Genomic DNA, 23,138 nt, shown 5'->3' with positions numbered 1-23,138 from the left:
ACGCTTTAGTTCGGTAGAGTGATAAAGGATGTGTTTTTATGATTAATGCAGTTGTTATTGCAGTAGTGCTAATGATTGTTTTATGTTTATGTCGACTTAATGTAGTCATTAGTCTTTTTATTAGTGCACTTGTTGGTGGATTGATTTCAGGTATGACTTTAAATAAAGTGGTGGCGGTCTTCGCTAAAAATATTGTAGATGGTGCAGAGGTCGCTTTGAGTTATGCTTTATTAGGTGGTTTTGCTGCTTTAATTTCTTATAGTGGTATTACCGATTATTTAGTTAATAAGATTATACGTGCAATCCACTCAGAGAATAGTCGATTGTCAAGAATTAAGGTTAAAGTCATTATTATAGTGGCACTTTTAGCGATGAGTATTATGAGCCAGAACTTAATTCCAGTTCATATCGCTTTTATTCCAATTGTAATACCACCATTATTAAGTTTATTTAATGACTTGCGCATAGATCGACGTTTGATTGGTTTAGTCATTGGCTTTGGATTATGTTGGCCATATGTATTATTACCTTATGGTTTTGGTCAAATCTTCCACCAAATTATTCAAAGCGGATTTTCAAAAGCACATCATCCTATCGAATTTAATATGATTTGGAAAGCGATGTTAATACCTTCAATGGGCTATATTGCTGGCTTGATACTAGGTATGATTTACTATCGTAAACCCAGAGATTATAAGCGTGAATCATATACAGATAACGAAGCAGGCAATACTGAAATTAAACCATATGTCTTAGGTGTAACTGTTGTAGCTATTTTAGCAACATTTTTAGTTCAAACATTTACAGATTCAATGATTTTTGGTGCGCTTGCAGGGGTGCTTGTATTCTTCATTTCTCGTGTTTATAAATGGACAGAGTTAGATAGTCAATTTGTTGAAGGTATTAAAATTATGTCATTTATAGGTGTAGTTATCTTGTCAGCGAATGGCTTTGCGGGTGTGATGAATGAAACTGGAGATATCCAACACTTGGTAAGTAACTTAACACAAGTGACAAGTGGACATAAGTTATTAAGCATCATCATCATGTATGTCATTGGCTTAATTGTCACATTAGGTATTGGTTCATCGTTTGCAACAATTCCAATCATTGCTACGTTATTTATTCCATTAGGTGCTTCTCTTGGATTGGATACGATGGCATTAATTGCTTTAGTAGGTACCGCTGCTGCATTAGGTGATTCGGGTTCACCTGCGAGTGATTCAACACTGGGACCTACAGCAGGATTAGATATTGATGGACAGCACGATCATATACGAGATACATGTATTCCAAACTTTATCTTTTATAATGTGCCGCTCATTATTTTTGGAACAATTGCAGCTATGGTATTATAAAACAAAAACGGAGTGTCTCATATGACTAATTTATTAGAAACATTGGATATGAAGATTGAGTCCGAACAAGAGGGCAAGGTTGTATTGTCTATGCCAGTGAGTGATAAAGTGAAACAACCTTTTGGATATTTACATGGAGGCGCAAGCCTAGCACTTGGTGAAACAGCCTGTTCACTTGGTGCGGCTAATTTAATTGATAACCAAAAATTCATTCCACTTGGTTTAGAGATGAATGCCAATCATATTAAATCTACACGTGATGGTTATGTCTATGCCACGGCTACAATATTGCACCAAGGTAGTACAACACAAGTTTGGGATATTAAAATTACAGATGACAAAGCACAACTTATTAGTGTTATGCGTGGTACAATCGCAATCAAGTCAATAAAGTAACAAAATTTCCCCTATAAAAGAGGAAGCGTTATTATGCGCTTCCTCTTTTATAGGGTTTTTGAGTTAGACGTTGATATGCCTGATATATGCGTTCTGCGGCATCACGCCCACCCATAATGTTTCTAGCGAATGGGCCTAATTCTAAATCTGCTAATCCACCAGCAACAAATAATTGTGGTAACCACTCTAATTCTGAAGTTATTTGAGGGAATCCACTCATGGTTATAGGTGCTTGTTCTTGTTGAATCAAGTTTTTAACCATAGGCTGTTGAAGCAAAGTAGGCTTAAAACCAGTAGCTAATAAAATATGGTTATATGGATGCTGCTCCTGTTCCGTATAACAATGATGATCCGATATGTGTTTAATAGGTGACTGATGGATGATAAGTCGACCTTCAGATACATATTTTTTAAGGCGTAAATATAATTCATGTGGTAATGAACCCTTATGTCGTTCTTGGTTTATGATAGCCATACGTTTTTGTGATGATTCAATTTGTAAGAACCGGTTCATATTTTTAGGACCGAGCCATCCAGGATCAGCGTCAAAATCATGTATTTCAAATTGCTTATTCATCCATAAATGAATCGTATTATCTGGCTGTAAATCAATTAATTTTAATGTTAAATGTGCAGCAGAAATACCACTACCGACAACATGAGAGGTATGTTGATAAATTGTTTCGTCGATATTAGTTTGAAAAATATGTGTGATATCTGGTTGCTGTTGAAAGATGTCAGGAATGTACGGCTGATGATTGCAACCATTGGCTAATACCACACAATCTGTATTAAAAAGTGTGCCATCTTGTAGTTCAAGCTGCCATTGTGATTGCTGTTTACGTATGTGACTAACCTTGCCTTGGCGATGGCACATATTAAGATTGTAATCATGAATTTGTTGATGTGTATGATCCATAAACATGTCACGTTGAGGACGTTTATATTTACCATAAGTCGCGCCCGTATACTGATGGTATTTCGCAAATTGTTTTAAATGAAATGGATTTGGATGACAATGGTGTACAAACGGAGACCTTAAAAAAGGCATGCGAATACGCTGGCTAAATTGATTAAACTGTTCACATAATGAAGCATATGGGTCAATAATCGTTAAATTTTCAAGTGGTAAGCCATGATGTCTTAACTTAATAGCAATTGTGGTTCCTTGAAGACCGCCACCAATAATTGTCCAATGCATATAATCACTACTTTCTATTATAAAACGCAATAGTTACGATTTATAATAGCATGTTTAACAAAATAAATGCAACAAAAAAGGGGCCGGAACAGAATTCATTATGAATTCGTAGTTCCGCTCCCTAACGTTATAATTTTTTATCTTTTAAATCATCATTAATTTCATCTATTTTAGTGTTCTTAGTGTATGGCGTTTTAATATTATAAGCTGCTTTCATAATCATATGACTTGAAAGGGGACCAGTTATAAAGACAAAGATAATACCTAATAGTAGTTGCATATTTGGATAACCTTTCGTGGCGTAAAAATATAAAAACGTACCAAATAGTAAGAACATGGCACCAAGTGTTGCTGCTTTACCCGCAGCATGTGCGCGTGAGTAGACATCTTCGAGACGAATAATGCCAATGGCTGCAAACGCACTTATCAATGCACCTAAAATAACAAATATTACAGCGATACTATTGATGATCGTCGTTATCACGGTCAATCACCTTACCTTTATCAATAAATTTACTAAATACAGCTGTACCTAAAAATGCAAGTATGGCAACGAGTAAAATTGCTACTAATAAATACTCTGCCCCCATAAAAATACTGTAAAGTGCGATGCAGGCCATTAATTGCAGGCCAATCGCATCTAGTGCAACAATTCTATCAGCGAGAGAGGGGCCTAAAATGACCCTAATAAACATTGCAATCATTGATAAAGCGACAATGATTAAAGCAATCATCATAATGATATGAATCATTCGTTCCCCACCTCTCTAACTACTTTTTCCAATGATGATTTAATACTAGCGACTTCTTCTTCTTTAGTACTAAAGTCAATGGCATGAATATAGATTTTAGTGCGGTCGTCACTAATACCAAGGACGACAGTTCCTGGTGTCAACGTAATAAGGTTAGATAATAAGACGATTTGCCAATCTGTTTTTAAGTCTGTGTTATATACAAAGAATCCAGGATGATTATTGATTTTAGGCCGTAAAATGATCTTTAATACATCAATATTTGCTTTAATTAATTCAATCAAAAAGACTACGGCTAATTTTATAATTTTATATACGCGATATAAATAAAAATGTTGCGGTAATACTTTTGAAAATAAAAATACGAATAGGGCACCAAGAATTAATCCAAGGACGAAATTATTGAGGGTATAGCTACCAGTTAATAAAAGCCAGATAACAGAAAGAATCAAATTAACAATAAATTGAAATGCAATCATCATTTACCCCCCAATACACTTTTAATATAAATACTAGGATCTGTATAAGTCATTGCAGCTTCCTTAACATAAGGATAAAGCACCTCTGCCGATAATCCAAAAACAACTGTAATGGTAACAGCAACAATTGAAATGATTGTAATCGTGGTAATTTGTTGATTTGATGCTATGTTATAGCCATATGCCTCACCGAAGAATCCTTTTAAGAAAATACGCATAACGGAATATAATACGACTAAACTTGATAGTAATACAACGATACCACTGATATAGAAACCTTCTTCAAATGTAGACTTTACAATTAATAACTTACCATAAAAACCACTTAATGGTGGTATACCCGCTAGACTAAGTGCGGCTATAAAGAATGTCCATCCTAAAACAGGATAAGACTTTATTAAACCACCAAATTGATTTAAATCTGTAGTTTTAGTGATTTGATACATTACTCCAATTAATAAAAACAGGGCAGTTTTGACCAACATATCATGTAAAGTGTAATATATTGCGCCCATCATACCAGTTTGTGTCATTAAGGCAACACCCACCAGAATCACGCCTATAGCAATCATAATATTGTAAATAATGATCTTTTTCGTATCATTAAATGCAATCGCACCTACACAGCCAAATATAATTGTTAGTAATGCAAAGAATAAGACAAGATAGTGTGAGAAGCCAACGGTATCTTGGAAAAATAAACTCAAAGTTCTAGCAATCGCGTATACGCCGACTTTAGTTAACAATGCACCAAAAAAAGCAATAATAGCAAATGGAGGTGCATAATATGAACCAGGTAACCATACATACATTGGAAAGGCACCAGCCTTTGTTGCAAAAACAAAGAAGAATAAAATAAAGACAATGCTAACTAATCCGCTTTCAGTGTTTGATAGTTGTGCTAGTTTTTGACTGATATCTGCCATATTTAACGTTCCCACAATAGAATAAAGAATTGCTACTGCGATAACAAAAAATGTAGAAGATACAACGTTAATGAGTAAATATTTAACCGTTTCTCTCAATTGAACTTGCGTACTACCGAGCACGAGTAAGCAATAAGAAGACATTAAAAATACTTCGAAAAAGACAAATAAGTTAAAAATATCTCCGGTAGTAAATGCGCCTATAATACCAGTCAACATAAACATAATAGAGAAGTAATAATAATACGTTTCTCTATGTATGCCAGATGTAGGAATTGAAAATGAAATAATTAGCATTGTAATTACAATGCTGGTAATGATTAACATGGCACTAAATAAATCTAAAGTAAAAACAATGCCATATGGTGCCGACCATGAGCCGAGTTCAACTTTAATTGGACCATGTTGTGCCACATGATTAAAGTTAACAATCGCAGCTACTAACGTTAACACACATCCAATAAGAGCCACATAACGTTTGATAACAGGACGCTTACCTAAGAATACTAGTATAATCGCTGTAATCATTGGCACGATAATGGCTACCACTAATAAATTACTTTCTAGCATCTTCAGGAGCTCCTTTCATACGTTCGACATTATCAGTGCCTAATTCTTTATAACTGCGAAATGCAAGCACTAAGAAAAAGGCTGTTGTTGCAAAGGCGATGACAATCGCCGTTAAAATTAAAGCATGTGGTATAGGGTCAACATAATGAGAGATACCTTTTTCATAAATAGGCATTTCACCATTTTTTAAACCACCCATTGTGATTAAAAAGAGATTTGAGGCATGTGTGATAATTGTTGTTCCCATAATAATGCGAATAAGACTTTTAGATAAGATGAGATAGACACTGATGGCAGTTAATATGCCACAGACAATAATCATGATAATTTCCATTAGTCATTCTCTCCAATCGTTATAATAATCGTCATTACGGTACCAACTACGGCACATAACACACCAAAGTCAAAGAACATAGGTGTATTCATATGCATAGGTGCAAGCAATGGTAAGGGAACATTAAATTCAGTATGTGTAAAGAAATTTTCGCCATATAACCAACTTGCAATAGGTGTTGTTACACAAAAGACAAGACCTATACCAATCAAAATTTTAAAATCCCAAGGGAAGATACGACGCATTGTTTTGATATCAAAAGCAATGGTAATAATTACTAAAGCGCTTGAGATTAATAAACCACCGACAAAGCCACCACCAGGTGTATAATGACCTGCTAAAAATAATGTGACAGCAAAAAGTGAAATTAACAAAGCGATAATGACAGCAGCATACTGTAACATTAAATTATTTTTCTGTCTGTTCATAACGCTTCACCTCACTTGAATTGGCTTTATGCTTGTTTTTTAATTTAATCATTGTATATACGCCTAAACCTGCAATACCAAGTACAGACGATTCAAATAAAGTGTCCATACCACGGAAATCGACGAGGATGACGTTGACCATGTTTTTACCATGAGCTAGATCATACACATGCGCTTTATAGTACTCAGCTATTGAAGTGAAATGGCGATTACCATAGGCAATCAAACCTAAAATGATAACAACAAGTCCTACGCCAGCAGATATCAAAGCATTCGTTACTTTAAATGATCGCGTCTCGTTATAACGGTTTAAGTTAGGCAAATAATAGAAACATAGTAAAAATAATGCAGTTGAGATTGACTCAACAACAAATTGAGTTAAAGCTAAATCAGGTGCTTTAAAGAAGACAAATAGTACCGATACGGCATAGCCAATGACACTCAACATGATAATACTAAAGAGTCTAGACTTAGCTAAGACGACCATAAACGCAGCAACAACAAGCAATACAATAATAGCTGCTTCAAAGATTCTAATACGATTTACGTCTTTAAAGTCAAAGTGGAAAGGCACACTTGACAGTGTAGCGATAGTGATGACTAATAAAGCACTGAAGATAATAACTAAATGATTACGTGAGAAACCATCTACATAACTACTTGTCATTGCCTTAGAATAGTTAGGTAAAAGCATGCCCGAACGATTATACCAATAATTGAACGTTAGCCGTTGAGGGTGAGCTTGCAATAGTTTAACCCAGTAAGTAAACGTTAAAATAAAGACAATTCCTAAAGCATAAATCACTAACGTAGAGATGAAAGCTAGGGTCAGACCGTGAAATAGTTCAAATTCTGCTACTACATTTGATGACTGACTGATTGCTTGTGCTGCAGGTGCAACAAGTGCTTGTGATGTCCATCCAGGGAATAAACCAAGGGCAATCACTAGAATCGCTAAAATAGTAGGTGACACAAGCATGAGAATTGGTGCTTCATGTGCTTGTTTTGGCAAACGATCTGGACGATGTTTGCCAAAAAAGATGTGCATGACAAATTTAATAGCGTAGACAAAGGTAAAGATACTTCCAGCAATAGCCATGATTGGGAAAATCATACCTAATGTGTTTAAGCTAAAAATATTTGCATGTGTTACCGAAAGCATAGCATCTATAAATGATTCTTTTGACAAGAAACCATTAAACGGTGGAATGCCTGCCATACTTAATGCTGAAATAATCGTAAGCGTAAAGGTCATCGGCATGATAGTCAATAAACCACCTAGCTTATTGATATCACGCGTACCAGTTTCGTGATCAATCGCTCCTGTCACCATAAATAAGGCACCTTTAAATGTCGCATGATTAATTAAATGGAACATTGCTGCAGTATAAGCTGCAATATAGAGCTGGCTATCAGCGCCTTCGAAATGATAGCTTACTGCGCCAATACCCAGCATTGACATAATCATGCCTAACTGAGAGACGGTTGAAAATGCAAGAATACCCTTTAAATCAGTTTGTTTAGTTGCATTTAAAGAAGCCCAAAATAGAGTGATTAGACCGACGAGTGTCACGGTCCAAATCCAACCTTGAGATACAGCAAACAATGGTGTCATACGCGCCACTAGATATAATCCTGCTTTAACCATGGTTGCAGAATGTAAGTAAGCACTTACTGGTGTTGGCGCCTCCATAGCATCTGGTAACCAAATATAAAAAGGTACCTGTGCAGATTTGGTGAAAGCTCCAATTAAAACTAAAACCATCGCAAGATTAAATATTGGGCTATTTTGAATTTCAATGGTATTTTCAAATAATTGCTTAATACTAAAACTATTTCCAGCAATACCTAATAGAATAAAACCACCGAGTAAAGATAAGCCGCCTAATACTGTAATGATTAGTGACTTTTGTGCACCATAAATGGAAGCTTGACGTGTTCTCCAAAAGGAAATCAGTAAGAAACTGGAAAAAGACGTTAGCTCCCAGAATAAGTACAACATAATCATATTATCTGAGATGACAACACCTAACATCGCACCCATAAATAATAATAAATAACAGTAAAAGTTTCCAAGTTGTTCTTGCTTACTTAAGTATCCAATCGAATAAAGTACGACTAAACTACCAATCCCTGTAATTAATAAGCTAAACAATAAACCTAAGCCATCTATATAAAGGTCAAAGTTCATTCCGATATGAGGAATCCAGTTTAAAGTTCTCATTATCGTATTACCTGACGTCGTAATTGGTATGTAGGTTAAAAAATAAATAAATAAGACGATAGGGACAGGTAATACAAACCATCCTAAATGGATACGTGGTACGAATCGATATAGGATTGGAATAATGAGTGCAAATATTAACGGTAATATAACCGCAATATGTAACCAACTCATTATATTGTCCTCCTTTAAAAATTTGTTTATGTTATTCATTATACATGAATCATATTGTTCTGAAAAACGTGACAATCACTACTATGCTTACATTTATCGAGACTTTTAAATAAGAAGAAACACGTTTTTTTAGTAAAAATTTTGTTTATATTGAAGGGTATAATCCTCTTTTATGCGTGACAAATTTTCTAATGCGCGCTGTGCATAATCATCATTTTGTTCTTTAAGTGAATCTTCTAATGCGGAGAGTGCTTGTTGCAATGATGTTTTATAAGACATACGTTCAACATTAAATTCCCGTAATTGTGATTGCTTAGCATAACGCTTTTCAAAGTGGCTTAGCGCTTTACGCTCGTGAAAGAACACGCCTTCTGTAGCTTTGGGATGATGTAAATCACCTTGTTTTGGATGTTTAATCACTTGCTCAATTTGAACAAGAACCTCATCACCATGCTGTTCTACAATGGAGACGCCATAAGTCCCAGTTTTATGTGAAAATCGATGTAACATGTTATATGACTTCCTTTCAAATATGTTAGTATATATGTATATCATCATAACATGAATGGAGAATTGAAATGGCTAACTATCCACAGTTAAATAAAGAAATACAAGATAATGAAATTAAAGTAATCATGCATACAAATAAAGGTGACATGACGTTTAAATTATTCCCAGATATTGCTCCAAAAACAGTTGAAAATTTTGTGACACATGCGAAAAATGGCTATTATGATGGTGTTACATTCCACCGTGTGATTAATGACTTTATGATTCAAGGTGGTGACCCTACAGCAACTGGTATGGGTGGAGAAAGCATATATGGAAGTGCTTTTGAAGATGAATTTTCATTAGAAGCATTTAACTTATATGGCGCTTTGTCAATGGCCAATGCTGGTCCAAATACAAATGGGTCACAATTTTTTGTTGTACAAATGAAAGACATCCCAGAATCAATGATTAGTCAACTTGTTGATGGTGGCTGGCCTGAAGAAATCGCTCAAGCTTATAAAGAAAATGGCGGTACACCATGGTTGGATCAAAAGCATACGGTTTTCGGACAACTCATTGAAGGAGACACTACATTAGAAGATATCGCTAATACTAAAGTAGGTCCTCAAGATAAACCTGTACATGATGTTGTTATTGAAGGTATCGATGTAGCAGAATAAGAACTAAGAACGCGATATAATCACGACCAACAAGGATTTAAATATTTAGCTGTATGAGTTGTTGCTTTTTGGGATTTAATAGGTAGCCCAAGCACTACTTTTATAAATAGAATATATGATTTAACAAGAATTAAAACCATGTAGATTGATTGTTATCAGTTGCATGGTTTTTAATTAGTCTATAAACTACATGATTTCTCTGTTCCTAACAATATTATTAGTCCACATTATCGTTTTGTGCTATTATTATGTTAAGTAAAATAGATATAAGGGGTTATCACGTTGAATAATCACTATAGAGCAGGTCAACATATTAAGGTACGTGTGACTGGTATTCAACCTTATGGCGCATTTGTTGAGACCCCTGACCATACTGAAGGACTTATTCATATTTCAGAGATTATGGATGACTATGTCCACAATTTAAAGAAATTTCTGTCAGAGGGACAGGTAGTTAAAGCTAAAATTTTATCAATTGATGATGAAGGAAAGCTTAATTTGTCCCTTAAAGATAATGATTACTTTAAAAACTATGAACGTAAAAAAGAAAAACAATCCGTTTTGGATGAAATAAGAGAGACAGAAAAGTATGGGTTTCAAACGCTTGAAGAACGCCTACCGGTCTGGATTAAACAGTCAAAACGTGCGATGCATAACAATTGAATGACTGTGAACACGTCAAACTAACGTTGCTGATTAAAAGGAACGTTAGTTTTTTTATATAAAAATTCACAAATGATTGATATTTAGTTTTTCGGGAAGAAAAAAAGTGGATGTCAACATGTATTAACAAGCAAATAATTAGAACTAAAGTTGTTCACATGCTATAGTTTGTGCAAAATTAAGGAGGAAAATTTGCAATGAATAAAAAATATGCGAAGTTATTTGAGAAAGTTAAACTACCGAACGGTGTTGAACTAAAAAATCGATTTGTTTTGGCACCTATGACACACAATACTTCAAATGATGATGGTACAATTTCTGAAAGTGAAATAACATTTAGTGAAACGCGTTCTAAAGATGTTGGTCTAGCGATTAATGCAGCAAGTAATGTTAATGATCTTGGTAAAGCGTTTCCAGGTCAACCTTCAGTCGCACATGATTCCGATATCGATGGTTTAAAGCGTTTAGCAAAAGTGATGAAAAAACACGGCGCAAAGGCGTTAGTTCAAATACATCACGGTGGTGCACAGTCATTGCCAAACTTGACTCCTAATGGTGATGTTGTAGCTCCTAGTCCAATTTCAATGAAAAGTTTTGGAGAGCAGCAAGAACATCACGCGCGAGAGATAACACCAGAAGAAATTGAACAAACGATTAAAGATTTTGGTGAAGCAACACGTCGTGTGATTGAAGCGGGATTTGATGGCGTTGAGATTCACGGAGCTAACCATTATCTTATTCATCAATTTGTTTCTCCATACTATAATAGACGCAATGATGAATGGGCAGATTCAATGAAATTTCCACTAGCTGTCGTTCAAGAAGTACTTCAAGCAAAGCAAAAATATGCAAGTGATGACTTTATTGTTGGATATCGTTTATCACCAGAAGAACAAGAATCGCCAGGAATTACAATGGAAATCACTCAGCAATTGGTTGAACTTTTGGCAGAACAACCTATTGATTACATTCATATATCAACAATGCATGTACATGGTGAAACACGAGAAGGTAAATACGCTGGTCAAGAACGCTTACCACTCATCCATAGATGGATAGATGGTCGCATGCCATTGATTGGAATAGGCTCTATATTCACGGCTGACCAAGCATTAGATGCAGTTGAAACAGCAGATATCGAATTAGTGGCTTTAGGACGTGAACTTGCACTCGATTATCAATTTATTTCAAAAATCGAAAAAGGCAAAGAGCAAGATATTATTTCTACATTTGATTCAACACGACAAGATCATTATGAATTACCACCGAACTTGTGGAAAAAATTTAATAATGGCTTTTATCCACTACCAAGAACAGATGAGAATTAGAGGTCATTAACACGAGCTAGCGGGACTAAAAGAAACACACAGTACATGTCTCTATTATATTCTGTACCAAATATTGGCAGTAGTTGACTGGATTGAAAATACGCTTATACTCAGCTTTATTCAATCCTAGTCAACCTTACCGGGGCGGACTACGAATTCATAATGAATTATGTTCTGCTCCTTTTTATTGGAGTGTCGTCTTAAATTGGGCTTGTATTTTGTTGGTGGGTTGTGGCATTATAAATGTAAGGGCTTACAAAACAACTCTTTTATTTATATAAAGGAGTTGTTTTGATTTATTTGTATGATGTAAAATTGATTAAATTATTGTGACACAATGTTTAATTCGGCAATCAAACATTGGGATATAAAGTTTTGATATGATGTTTATACAAATTGCTAGGCATACTGTAATGGTAGTACTAAAGGCTGTTCAAAAAATTGTAACATTTAGTATGAAACCCCTTTAAAAACATAAGACATATTGTTACAATGTTTATGAAAGCGAAATCATTAGTTAAAAAGAGGCGAAGAGGATCATGACTGAGACTAATAATTTAGTAACTTCTACACAAAGTATTATTAAAGAGGCATTACATAAATTAGGTTTTGATGATGGTATGTACGATTTAATTAAAGAACCATTAAGATTTTTAGAAGTGCGTATTCCAGTAAGAATGGACGACGGAACTGTAAAAACATTTACTGGTTATCGTGCACAACATAATGATGCAGTTGGGCCAACAAAAGGTGGCGTAAGATTTCATCCTGAAGTAGATGAAGAGGAAGTAAAAGCTTTATCTATGTGGATGACCTTAAAATGTGGCATTGTCAACTTACCATACGGCGGTGGTAAAGGTGGTATTGTGTGTGATCCACGTGAGATGAGTATTCATGAAGTTGAAAGATTATCTCGTGGCTATGTAAGAGCAATTTCACAATTTGTGGGACCGACTAAAGATATTCCAGCACCTGATGTATTTACAAATTCACAAATTATGGCATGGATGATGGACGAATATAGCGCATTAGATAAATTCAATTCACCTGGTTTCATTACAGGAAAACCAATTGTCTTAGGCGGTTCACAAGGTCGTGATCGTTCTACTGCCTTGGGTGTTGTTATAGCTATTGAACAAGCAGCTAAACGAAGAGGACGTCAAATCGAAGGATCTAAAGTAGTGATTCAAGGCTTTGGAAACGCAGGTAGCTTTTTAGCAAAATTCCTATACGATATGGGTGCTAAAATTGTAGGTATATCTGATGCATATGGCGCATTACACGATCCTAATGGACTAGATATTGATTACTTATTAGATCGTCGAGATAGTTTCGGTACTGTAACAAATTTATTTGAAGATACGATTTCGAATAAAGAGCTATTTGAAATAGATTGTGATATTTTAGTTCCAGCAGCAATCTCAAATCAAATTACTGAAGATAACGCACATGATATTAAAGCTGATATTGTTGTTGAGGCAGCTAATGGACCAACGACACCTGAAGCAACACGTATTCTAACAGAAAGAGGTATTTTACTAGTACCAGATGTGCTTGCAAGTGCTGGTGGCGTAACGGTATCATACTTTGAATGGGTGCAAAATAACCAAGGCTACTATTGGTCAGAAGAAGAAGTTAATGAAAAATTACGTGAAAAATTAGTTGAAGCCTTTGATACAATATATGAATTATCTCAAAATAGAAGAATTGATATGAGATTAGCAGCATATATTGTCGGTATTAAGCGTACTGCCGAAGCTGCTCGTTATCGTGGTTGGGCATAAAATACAATAATAATTTTTAGGGTCTAGGATATTAAGTTCTTAAACAATGTAAAAAAGACAATTTCTATCAAATAATTTTAATAGAAATTGTCTTTTCTCTTATGTATTAGATAATATACAGATCGTTATCATTTTAGGGTGATAAGATGTAGCCCTACGATGGTGTTCGAATTATAAATTAATTTTGGTTTGATATCATTGCTTTCCTTATTATTATTCAGCAAACGTCATAAAAATCGTAAAGAAAATTAATTATATTTTACAGAAAGGTCGGGCGTCTGTCCGTCCTTTTTTATAATTGATTGAAAATTTGCAGAAAAAATAAAATATTTGTAAAGTAAAGTTAACCTATTATTAAAGGAGAAAGCCTATGAATATAGAAAGTAAAATTCAAGACTTAGTTGATCAAGTCAACAATTTCTATCCTGAATTTGATAAAATATTTGTGAGTTTGGGCAAACCCAATATTAAAGCGCAAGTCAAATTATTAAAAAATAAGCGTAATCTTGAACGTGATGTTATGAAGCGATGCCAAAAATTTAAGAAACAAGCAGGTAGTTACCCGCAATGGATAAAATTGGATATCGTTACTGATACACAAACCATTCGTTTTGATAATGTAGCTGAAGAATTGATAACTACTCGTAGAAATTATATTGATTTTGGTATTGCAATGGATAATTATTGGAATTTAACTTTTTTACCAGAAGAAATTAATGCCAATGCATTTGTTAGACCTAAAAAAGGTACGAACACTTTATTTTTATCCGAAGAAAATATTAATAATTATCTTAAAAAATATACGACACATAAAAAAGGTTTTAGCTATGAATTTTACAAAGATAAAAATGTAACGAAGTTTTATACACAAGGGTTTATATATGATGGTGAAGGTATTTATCAATTACATGGAAGAGGATATCAAAAAAACTTACGTATAGTTAATAATTTACATACAGAAATTGATAAGTTAATAGATAAGAGTTCTGACTTTTTACAAAATATGTTAATGCCGAATGGACGCTATATTTATGGTTATTTTCCACATTTTGATAAAACGATTAATTTTTATAACGTACTTAGACACGCTTCCTCAACGTATGCATTAATTGAAGGTTTAGCATATCAACAGAAAGATATTACATCAACAGAGAAAGCAATTGACTATATTATTGATTATTGTTTATGCAAAGATAACTCAGGAGCAATGTTTGTTTTTGATGGTACGAATGATATCAATGAAATTAAATTAGGTCAAAATGCGTCATTTATTTTTGCTGTATGTGAATATTTAAAATATGGACAATTTAATAAACGTTATTTAAATGTAGCGCAGCAAGTTGCTCAAGGTATGTTAAAAATGATTAATCAGACGACAGGCGAAACGGTACATATTTTAAATTATCCAGATTTAACTGTAAAAGAAAAATATCGTATTGTATATTATGATGGAGAAGCAGCACTTGCGCTATTACGGTTATATCAAATCGATCAGCAGCCGCAATGGTTAAAAACGGTAAAAATATTATTTGAGTATTTTATTGCTAATGATTATTGGAAATATCATGACCATTGGTTAGGCTATTGCACAAATGAGTTAGTTCAAATTTCATCGGAAGAAAAGTATTACCGTTTTGGAATTCAAAACGTTAGTTCTCACTTGGATTATATTAAACAGAGGGAAACAACATACCCTACGTTTTTAGAAATGATGATGGCCACATATCATTTAGTTGAAAAGGCTAAAGCTTCGGGATATGATGATTTGGTTGCAGAATGGTTAGACGAAGATAAATTTATTGATACGATCCATACAAGGGCAGATTATGAACGCACGGGTTTCTTTTATCCTGAAATTGCGATGTATTTTAAAAAGCCAGGTCGCATTTTAAATAGTTTCTTTATTAAACATCATGGTTATCGTGTAAGAATTGATGATATAGAACATTATGTGTCAGGGTACGTGCAATATCAGAAAGTATTTAAGGCGTAAGTTTTGTAGGTAAAAAGGAGTATAAGATATGACTCGAAAGGATAATCAAAAGAATGACAATAAAGTTCCTGAAAAACACAGTAAAGATTATGAAGACAACAAATCAAAAATAGATAAAGAAATAGAAGCAGAATTACTGGAGTATTTAAATAGGGATAAAACTAATGAAAAAGAAGAGAAGCAGGAAAAGAAAAAATACAAATCGGCAATGTTTGTTGTTTTACTGATTATTGTTTTACTATACTTATTTAAAATGGGCAAACATTTTATGTATATTGATATTAATGCGCTGCTGCTATATTTTAGTTAATATTATAAGAATGTATATCTCATGCGTTATTGTAATAAGACTTGTTGTGAGAAGGATACCTAACACTTTCGCTAAATTGATTTAATGTGAACTTAGCGAAAGTTTTTTTATAAAAATGATTAGAAATTAATAGCATAGTTATCACAATAAAATATTACTGTAAATAACAAAGTTTAAATACAAACGCATGTCGATTCTTCATAAAATTTTAAAACTTAGCAGATATAATATATTACGTAAAGATAATTAATAATACTTTATTTGAAATCATCACATGTTAAAGGAGAACCATACCAGTGAATAAATTTAAATTATCCATCTACTTACTATCCATTCTTCCAATAGATTATTTTGGTTTAATTATAGATTATCATTATAAAGTGATGTGGGGATATATTCCGCTAGTTATAATATCTATTGCTCTCGGAATGTTTATTAAAAGCTTTAAGAGCTATGTCTCAACATTTATGATTAGAACAATAGGTATAGTAATATCTTTCATTTGTACGCATGTTTTTATGAATTTGTATGAAACATCAGGGTATTTTAAACCGTTCTATGCATCTGGTTATGCCATATTTTTAGGAATAATCAGTCATATCATCATACTGGTAACGATAGCAATTACTTATACAATCACACCAAAAGATGATAAGTCTTAGGCAGTTTTATGGTAAATGTATATTTATGTTACAGCTTAAATTAGTGATTATCTGCAAGTAGGTCGAATAACCAATAGGCTAATTATTATAGAGGTAATTGCACTATTTTTCTATTCAAAATTTAAAAATCGAACTAGTGTTTTATATCACCAGTCCGATTTATTATAGAACCAAAAGAAATCATTATAAAATGAAATCAATTTTTAATGAATGATTTATGATTCATCGAGTAATGCTTGCGCTACTTTAAGTTGATGTTTAACTGCATCAGGTCCCGTAGAACCATAGCTTTGGCGACGTTGTAAGCAATTTGCTGGTTTAAGGTAGTCATAGATATCTGCTTCAATGCGTGCGTCATAAGCCTGGTAGCGTTCTAGTGAGACATCTAGGAGGTAAATACCTTGTTGTATACATTCAAATACTATTTTTCCAACGATTTCATGTGCAGTTCTAAATGGGACGTTTTTAGTAACTAAATAGTCAGCTAACTCTGTTGCATTTGAAAAATCTTGTGTAACTGTTTGTGCTAAGCGTTCTGAATTAACAGTCATAGTTGCAATCATACCTTCAAATATTCTTAATGAACCTTTGATCGTATGCAAAGCATCAAATAATCCTTCTTTATCTTCTTGCATGTCTTTATTGTATGCTAGTGGTAACCCTTTAAGTGTTACAAGCATACTCATCAAGTGACCTGTTGTACGTCCCACTTTGCCACGGATAAGTTCAGCCATATCGGGATTCTTTTTCTGTGGCATGATAGAGGAACCAGTTGAAAATGCATCCGCAAGTGTAATGAACTTTGCTTCATCTGTTGACCAAAAAATAATTTCTTCGGCAAAGCGTGATAAATGAACCATTGTTAATGAAACATTGTGCAATGTTTCTACAATATAATCACGGTCACTAACGGCATCTAAACTATTTTCATAAACGCTAGCAAATCCGAGTAAGTCCTTCGTTTCATGTCTATCAATTGGATATGTTGTACCGCTTAAGGCTGCTGCACCTAATGGTGAGATATCTATACGTTTTAAGCTATCAGTAAAGCGTCCTTTATCACGTTCAAGCATCCAAAAATATGTCATAATATGATGTGCGAAAGATATAGGTTGAGCACGTTGTAAATGCGTGTATCCAGGCATTATCGTATCAACGTGTTGATTGGCAAGCTCAACGATGGTCTGTTGGAAAGATTTAATTAACGTTGTTATATCTAAAACTTGTTGTTTTGTATATAAATGCATATCCGTTGCAACTTGGTCATTGCGACTACGACCAGTGTGCAGTCGACCACCTGCAGCACCTATGCGCTCAATTAATTCATGTTCAATATTTAAATCAATATCTTCCAATGAATGTTTAAATGTTAATTTATGCTGATGAAAATCAGCTTGTATTGCTTTTAGCCCGTCTATAATATCCGCTTTGTCTTGTGTTGAGATGATACCTTGATTTGCTAACATTGTGGCATGTGCAATACTTCCTGCAATATCTTGATCAATTAAGGTTTGGTCAAAATCGATGGACGCATTAAAATCATCTACCCATTCCTCGGGTTGCTGTTGGAAGCGTCCACCCCATGCTTTATTGCTCATTGCTATAGCCTCCATGTAACATGGCGTTGACTTGTGTTGGTAAGCCAAAGATATCAATGAAGCCAACAGCAGCTTCTTGATTGAATGCGTCCTCTTTAGTATAGGTTGCTAATTTTTCATCATAAAGCGTGTAAGGTGATTGTCTGCCATTAACGATGGCATTACCTTTAAATAATTTAATTCTGACATCTCCTTCAACATGTTGCTGTGTTGAATCAATGAATGTTTTTAAGCTGTCTGTCAAAGGTGAGAACCATAACCCGTTGTATGTTTGCTCTGCGAATTGTTTTTCAATGATCGGTTTGAAATGTGCCACATCTTTTGTTAGCGTAATGGTTTCAAGCGCTTTGTGTGCTTTTAAAATGACTTCAGCACCAGGCGTTTCATAAATCTCTCTCGATTTAATACCTACAAGTCTATTTTCTACATGGTCGATACGACCGATGCCATGTTTCCCAGCTAGATCATTCAAAGTTAAGATTAGCTCATCTAAATCATAGGCTTTATCGTTCAATTTAACTGGAATACCTTTTTTAAATGATAGGATAATTTCATCAGCAGTATCTGGTGTCTCTTCAATAGGTGTTGTTAAATCAAATGCATCTTCTGGAGGCGTTGCATAAGGATCTTCTAAAATACCGCATTCATTTGCTCTGCCCCATAAATTTTGATCAATTGAATAAGGAGAATCATGATTGATAGATACAGGAATATTGTGTTTCAATGCATAATCAATTTCTTCTTCACGGCTCCAAGCCCATTCTCGCACGGGTGCAAATGTTTTTAATTTAGGGTTCAAAGCTTTGATCGCTACTTCAAAACGTACTTGATCGTTTCCTTTACCTGTACAGCCATGTGCAATACCAATTGACTGTGTTTGTTCAGCAATTTCTACCAATTTTTTAGCAATGAGTGGTCGTGATAATGCTGATACGAGAGGATAACTATTTTCATACATCAAATTACCTTTAATAGCATAGCTTACATAGTCATCACTAAACTCTTTCGTAGCATTGATAATATGGCATTCAATTGCGCCCATTTCTAAAGCTTTAGAGTGTACAGTATCTAAATCTTTTCCTTTACCGACATCTAAACAACAAGCTACAACATCATATCCTTTATCTATAAGCCATTTAACTGCTACGCTAGTGTCTAATCCACCAGAATAAGCTAACACGATTTTATCTTTCATTATATAGTCACCTCAAATTGTTTTCATAATTATCATTATGACTTTATCATAACAGAAAGGTAATGAAAATAAAACCGTTTTATTACATAATTATACATTTTATAACTTTATCATTTTTCTTTATTAGCCTTATATGTTCACATTTAAAGCTTTTTTGTAATTTCTAAAAAATATGAAAAATGCATAAAAAAGTAATGGTAGATTTTGCTTTAATTTGATATCATTATCATTTTTTAAATAGCTCAAATTTAGTTTTAAGGACTTGAAATTTGAATAAGGTATACAAAGTTAGTAAAATTAAAGTAATCTACCCCACAGGAGGCTTTTTAAATGACGCATATTCAATTAGATTATAGTAAAACGTTAGAATTTTTTGAAAAACATGAACTAGAACAACAACAAGAAATTGTAAAATCAATTCATCGTACAATTCATGAGGGAACAGGTGCGGGTCATGATTTCTTAGGTTGGCTTGATTTACCAGAAAATTATGATAAAGAAGAATTCTCTAGAATTGTTGAAGCGGCAAAACGCATTAAAGCTAATTCTGATGTGCTTGTTGTAATTGGAATTGGAGGATCTTATTTAGGTGCACGTGCTGCAATTGAAATGCTAACCTCATCATTCCGTAATAATACAGAATATCCTGAAATCGTTTTTGTTGGAAATCATTTATCATCCACATACACTCAAGAATTACTCGATTATTTAGCTGATAAAGATTTTTCTGTTAACGTAATTTCTAAATCAGGTACGACTACTGAGCCTGCAGTTGCATTTAGATTATTTAAGCAATTAGTTGAACAACGTTATGGTAAAAAAGAAGCACAAACACGTATTTTTGCTACTACTGATAAAGCAAAGGGTGCGTTGAAACAACTTGCTGATAATGAGGGCTATGAAACATTTGTTGTTCCTGACGATGTTGGCGGACGATATTCTGTACTAACTGCCGTAGGTCTATTGCCTATTGCAGCAGCTGGAATTAATGTTGAAGCAATGATGATAGGTGCAAATAAAGCACGTAAAGAGTTATCATCTGATAATTTAGACGATAATATTGCATATCAATACGCAACGATTCGTAACGTTCTTTATAATAAAGGCTACACAACTGAAATGTTAATTAACTATGAGCCGTCTATGCAATATTTCAACGAGTGGTGGAAACAATTATTTGGTGAATCAGAAGGTAAAGATTTCAAAGGTATTTATCCATCAAGTGCTAACTATACAACTGATTTACACTCTTTAGGACAATATGTACAAGAAGGACGTCGTTTCTTATTTGAAACTGTAGTTAAAGTAAATCATCCTAAACAAGATATCACGATTGAAGAAGATAGCGAGGATTTAGACGGTTTAAACTATTTAGCAGGCAAAACAATGGATGAAGTCAATACTAAAGCATTTGAAGGTACGCTATTAGCACATACAGATGGCGGTGTTCCAAACATTGTCGTTAATGTACCAAGATTAGATGAAGAAACATTTGGCTATTTAGTATATTTCTTCGAATTAGCCTGCGCAATGAGCGGTTATCAACTAGGCGTTAATCCATTCAATCAACCTGGAGTTGAAGCATACAAACAAAACATGTTTGCATTATTAGGTAAACCAGGTTATGAAGATAAAAAAGCTGATTTAGAAGCACGCCTATAATAGGTAATGGTTTATTAAAGTTTGTTGAACCGATATGTGGTAATAGTGCTGCATATCGGTTTTTAGTCTTTCAATAAGGTATTGTAGGCGTTTATTTGCTACAATGTTTTTAAGTAAATAGCAATGTCAGACATTATTTATAGAAGGGATAGGTCACTCATGTTACAACAAATTGAACAATGGTTTGATGCGTTTCGAGATTTGGGCTATTTGGCTGGCTTTCTACTTCTATATTTAAGAGCTATGGTACCCATCTTACCGTTATTTCTTTATATTACAGTTGTTATTCATGCTTATGGATTTACTGTAGGAATTATTATATCTTGGTTGGGAATTGTAGCAGGTACATTTACAGTCTATCTTATTTGCAAACGATTTATTCATTCCAAATTTATGCTTAAAATTCAGCAAAGAACAGCGGTGAAAAGGCTTATTCATTTTATAGATAGACAAGGACCGGTGCCTATATTTATCTTACTATGCTTCCCGTTTACGCCCACTACGTTAGTGAATTTTGTTGCAAGTTTATCCCATATTAAGACTAAATATTACTTTATTATTTTGCTAATCTCTAAATTGATTTCTATATTATTATTAGGCATGATGGGCACAGGAATAACAACATTATTTACGCATCCTATTCGTGGCATATTATTGATTTTAGTTACAGTTGTATTATGGATTGTTGGCAAACAAGTTGAAAAGTATTTTATGGGTCAATCAAAGGAGAAGTGACAAGGTGCAAAAAGTTAGTCAATATATAATAGCTTTTATTGCTGCGATAATTTTTGTTTTCATTTTAAATGTTTTTATTATTCAAGGTGCAGTAGTAAAGCAACAGAACATGGCACCTGTTTTACAAAAAAATGATCGTGTCATTGTTAATAAAGTCAAAGTGACGTTTAACATACTACAACATGGCGATGTCGTTATGTTCCGACAACATGGTGATTTAAAGTTTAGTCGAATTGTCGGTATGGCTGGTGAATCAGTTGAAGTCAAGCAGGGGCAATTATATCGAGATGATAGACAAATTAAAGCACCATATGCTAAAAATATAAAAACAGACTTTCAGTTACGCAATTTACCTCATTCAGAAGGAGATATCATTCCACCTGATAAGTACCTTGTACTATCTGATGATAGTCGATTAAATAAGCAATCTCAGTCATATCAACTTATAGATAAAAAAGACATTATTGGTGATGTTAATTTAACTTATTATCCTTTCCATCATTTTCGTTATAACTATGAACGATAAAGGAGGTGTTTATGTGAAAAAGGAATTGACAGAATGGTTAATAGCTATAGCGGTAGGTATTATTTTAGTCATACTAATCATTAATTTTGTAGCGAAATCATATACCATTAAAGGCGACTCAATGAATCCAACATTAAAAGATGGCGATCATGTTCTGGTCAATATTATCGGCTATAAAGTAGGCACTGTGAAAAAGGGGAATGTCATTGTCTTCCATGCTAACCAAAAGGATGATTATGTTAAACGCGTTATAGGCACACCAGGTGACAAAGTATACTATCGAGATGATCAACTTATTATAAACGGAAAAAAAGTAAAAGAACCTTATCTCGAATACAATATGAAACGTAAGCAAGGAGAGTATATTACTGGATCTTTAGATATAAAAGATTTGGCCGGTGCAAAACATAATTCTAATGTCATACCTCAACATAAATACCTCGTGTTAGGAGACAATCGTGAGGTAAGTAAAGATAGCCGTGCTTTTGGCCTTATCGATGAAAAGCAAATTGTCGGTAAAGTGTCTTTAAGATTTTGGCCATTAACTGATTTTAAATTTAATTTTAACCCTGATATGAGCTAATGATATAGACAAGAGATGATTGCATTTCAATGCGCAACGTCTCTTTTTATTTATCATAAAAAGTATTTTCGATTATCTGCGAACA

The 23,138-nt window shown here is 33.9% G+C and carries 24 protein-coding genes; 13 read left to right on the top strand and 11 right to left on the bottom strand.

The window, feature by feature from the left end; all coding sequences use genetic code 11:
* The first annotated feature begins 38 nt into the window (after positions 1–38).
* Positions 39–1,358 (top strand): Na+/H+ antiporter family protein, encoded by a 1,320-nt coding sequence (locus HMPREF2864_RS05565; protein ID WP_002478453.1) that lies wholly within the window; start codon positions 39–41, stop codon positions 1,356–1,358.
* A 21-nt stretch (positions 1,359–1,379) separates the two neighbouring features.
* Positions 1,380–1,754, top strand: coding sequence for a PaaI family thioesterase (locus HMPREF2864_RS05560; RefSeq protein ID WP_002459558.1), 375 nt, complete (start codon positions 1,380–1,382; stop codon positions 1,752–1,754).
* Positions 1,755–1,785: 31 nt separating this feature from the next.
* Here the strand turns inward: HMPREF2864_RS05560 and HMPREF2864_RS05555 are convergent, their stop codons facing one another.
* The 9 genes from HMPREF2864_RS05555 to kapB form a co-directional block, all read right to left on the bottom strand.
* Entirely contained in the window at positions 1,786–2,955 is a 1,170-nt protein-coding gene (locus HMPREF2864_RS05555; protein WP_070544917.1) for an NAD(P)-binding domain-containing protein, read from the bottom strand.
* A 127-nt stretch (positions 2,956–3,082) separates the two neighbouring features.
* Positions 3,083–3,439: a Na+/H+ antiporter Mnh1 subunit G gene (gene mnhG1, locus HMPREF2864_RS05550; protein ID WP_002478451.1), complete on the bottom strand. Its 357-nt coding sequence runs from the start codon at positions 3,437–3,439 to the stop codon at positions 3,083–3,085.
* On the bottom strand, positions 3,417–3,707 hold the full coding sequence (locus tag HMPREF2864_RS05545) for a Na(+)/H(+) antiporter subunit F1 (protein WP_002459555.1): 291 nt from the start codon (positions 3,705–3,707) through the stop codon (positions 3,417–3,419). The genes mnhG1 and HMPREF2864_RS05545 overlap by 23 nt, the downstream gene beginning before the upstream one ends.
* Positions 3,704–4,183 (bottom strand): Na+/H+ antiporter subunit E, encoded by a 480-nt coding sequence (locus HMPREF2864_RS05540; RefSeq protein WP_037543131.1) that lies wholly within the window; start codon positions 4,181–4,183, stop codon positions 3,704–3,706. Before HMPREF2864_RS05540 ends, HMPREF2864_RS05545 begins: the two co-directional genes overlap by 4 nt.
* 2 nt (positions 4,184–4,185) lie before the next feature.
* Positions 4,186–5,682: a Na+/H+ antiporter subunit D gene (locus HMPREF2864_RS05535; protein WP_002478448.1), complete on the bottom strand. Its 1,497-nt coding sequence runs from the start codon at positions 5,680–5,682 to the stop codon at positions 4,186–4,188.
* Positions 5,669–6,016: a Na+/H+ antiporter Mnh1 subunit C gene (mnhC1, locus tag HMPREF2864_RS05530; RefSeq protein WP_002459552.1), complete on the bottom strand. Its 348-nt coding sequence runs from the start codon at positions 6,014–6,016 to the stop codon at positions 5,669–5,671. The genes HMPREF2864_RS05535 and mnhC1 overlap by 14 nt, the downstream gene beginning before the upstream one ends.
* Entirely contained in the window at positions 6,016–6,444 is a 429-nt protein-coding gene (locus HMPREF2864_RS05525) for a Na(+)/H(+) antiporter subunit B (RefSeq protein WP_002459551.1), read from the bottom strand. The genes mnhC1 and HMPREF2864_RS05525 overlap by 1 nt, the downstream gene beginning before the upstream one ends.
* Positions 6,425–8,842, bottom strand: coding sequence for a Na+/H+ antiporter subunit A (locus HMPREF2864_RS05520; RefSeq protein ID WP_070572131.1), 2,418 nt, complete (start codon positions 8,840–8,842; stop codon positions 6,425–6,427). The genes HMPREF2864_RS05525 and HMPREF2864_RS05520 overlap by 20 nt, the downstream gene beginning before the upstream one ends.
* Before the next feature lie 129 nt (positions 8,843–8,971).
* Positions 8,972–9,352, bottom strand: a complete 381-nt coding sequence (kapB, locus tag HMPREF2864_RS05515; protein WP_037544620.1) for a sporulation phosphorelay system protein KapB — start codon at positions 9,350–9,352, stop codon at positions 8,972–8,974.
* A gap of 68 nt (positions 9,353–9,420) precedes the next feature.
* Here kapB and HMPREF2864_RS05510 point away from each other — a divergent pair, with 68 nt between their 5' ends.
* The 7 genes from HMPREF2864_RS05510 (at position 9,421) to HMPREF2864_RS05480 (ending at position 16,754) form a co-directional block, all read left to right on the top strand.
* Complete coding sequence (locus HMPREF2864_RS05510; protein WP_002459548.1) at positions 9,421–10,014, top strand: peptidylprolyl isomerase; 594 nt, start codon at positions 9,421–9,423, stop codon at positions 10,012–10,014.
* Positions 10,015–10,296: 282 nt separating this feature from the next.
* The gene (gene ygs, locus HMPREF2864_RS05505) at positions 10,297–10,677 is read left to right on the top strand and encodes a S1 domain-containing post-transcriptional regulator Ygs (protein ID WP_002478444.1); all 381 of its coding nucleotides are present in this window, start codon (positions 10,297–10,299) and stop codon (positions 10,675–10,677) included.
* A gap of 197 nt (positions 10,678–10,874) precedes the next feature.
* The gene (locus HMPREF2864_RS05500) at positions 10,875–12,005 is read left to right on the top strand and encodes an NADH-dependent flavin oxidoreductase (RefSeq protein WP_002478443.1); all 1,131 of its coding nucleotides are present in this window, start codon (positions 10,875–10,877) and stop codon (positions 12,003–12,005) included.
* A 539-nt stretch (positions 12,006–12,544) separates the two neighbouring features.
* Positions 12,545–13,789, top strand: a complete 1,245-nt coding sequence (locus tag HMPREF2864_RS05495; protein WP_002459545.1) for a Glu/Leu/Phe/Val family dehydrogenase — start codon at positions 12,545–12,547, stop codon at positions 13,787–13,789.
* A gap of 370 nt (positions 13,790–14,159) precedes the next feature.
* Positions 14,160–15,782, top strand: a complete 1,623-nt coding sequence (locus HMPREF2864_RS05490) for a poly(glycerol-phosphate) alpha-glucosyltransferase (RefSeq protein WP_070544915.1) — start codon at positions 14,160–14,162, stop codon at positions 15,780–15,782.
* 28 nt (positions 15,783–15,810) lie between these two features.
* Positions 15,811–16,092: a hypothetical protein gene (locus HMPREF2864_RS05485; protein ID WP_070544914.1), complete on the top strand. Its 282-nt coding sequence runs from the start codon at positions 15,811–15,813 to the stop codon at positions 16,090–16,092.
* 296 nt (positions 16,093–16,388) lie between these two features.
* Positions 16,389–16,754 carry a hypothetical protein gene (locus HMPREF2864_RS05480; RefSeq protein WP_002478440.1) on the top strand — a complete coding sequence of 122 codons (366 nt, stop codon included), beginning with the start codon at positions 16,389–16,391 and terminating at the stop codon, positions 16,752–16,754.
* A 215-nt stretch (positions 16,755–16,969) separates the two neighbouring features.
* On the opposite strand, the gene argH is transcribed toward HMPREF2864_RS05480, so the two are convergent.
* Entirely contained in the window at positions 16,970–18,352 is a 1,383-nt protein-coding gene (argH, locus tag HMPREF2864_RS05475; protein WP_070572129.1) for an argininosuccinate lyase, read from the bottom strand.
* Complete coding sequence (locus HMPREF2864_RS05470; protein WP_070572127.1) at positions 18,342–19,547, bottom strand: argininosuccinate synthase; 1,206 nt, start codon at positions 19,545–19,547, stop codon at positions 18,342–18,344. The genes argH and HMPREF2864_RS05470 overlap by 11 nt, the downstream gene beginning before the upstream one ends.
* 330 nt (positions 19,548–19,877) lie before the next feature.
* On the opposite strand from HMPREF2864_RS05470, the gene HMPREF2864_RS05465 reads away from it, so the two are divergent.
* The 4 genes from HMPREF2864_RS05465 (at position 19,878) to lepB (HMPREF2864_RS05450) (ending at position 23,053) form a co-directional block, all read left to right on the top strand.
* On the top strand, positions 19,878–21,209 hold the full coding sequence (locus tag HMPREF2864_RS05465; RefSeq protein ID WP_002493127.1) for a glucose-6-phosphate isomerase: 1,332 nt from the start codon (positions 19,878–19,880) through the stop codon (positions 21,207–21,209).
* Positions 21,210–21,368: 159 nt separating this feature from the next.
* Positions 21,369–21,944 (top strand): TVP38/TMEM64 family protein, encoded by a 576-nt coding sequence (locus HMPREF2864_RS05460; protein WP_002478437.1) that lies wholly within the window; start codon positions 21,369–21,371, stop codon positions 21,942–21,944.
* Positions 21,945–21,948: 4 nt separating this feature from the next.
* Positions 21,949–22,470 (top strand): signal peptidase I, encoded by a 522-nt coding sequence (lepB, locus tag HMPREF2864_RS05455; RefSeq protein WP_002459537.1) that lies wholly within the window; start codon positions 21,949–21,951, stop codon positions 22,468–22,470.
* Between the two features lie 13 nt (positions 22,471–22,483).
* On the top strand, positions 22,484–23,053 hold the full coding sequence (lepB, locus tag HMPREF2864_RS05450; RefSeq protein ID WP_002478435.1) for a signal peptidase I: 570 nt from the start codon (positions 22,484–22,486) through the stop codon (positions 23,051–23,053).
* The last annotated feature ends 85 nt before the right edge of the window (positions 23,054–23,138 follow it).

The organism is Staphylococcus sp. HMSC059F04 (assembly GCF_001812565.1).
Taxonomy (GTDB): domain Bacteria; phylum Bacillota; class Bacilli; order Staphylococcales; family Staphylococcaceae; genus Staphylococcus; species Staphylococcus lugdunensis.
This window is presented reverse-complemented; position numbering and strand designations above follow the sequence as displayed.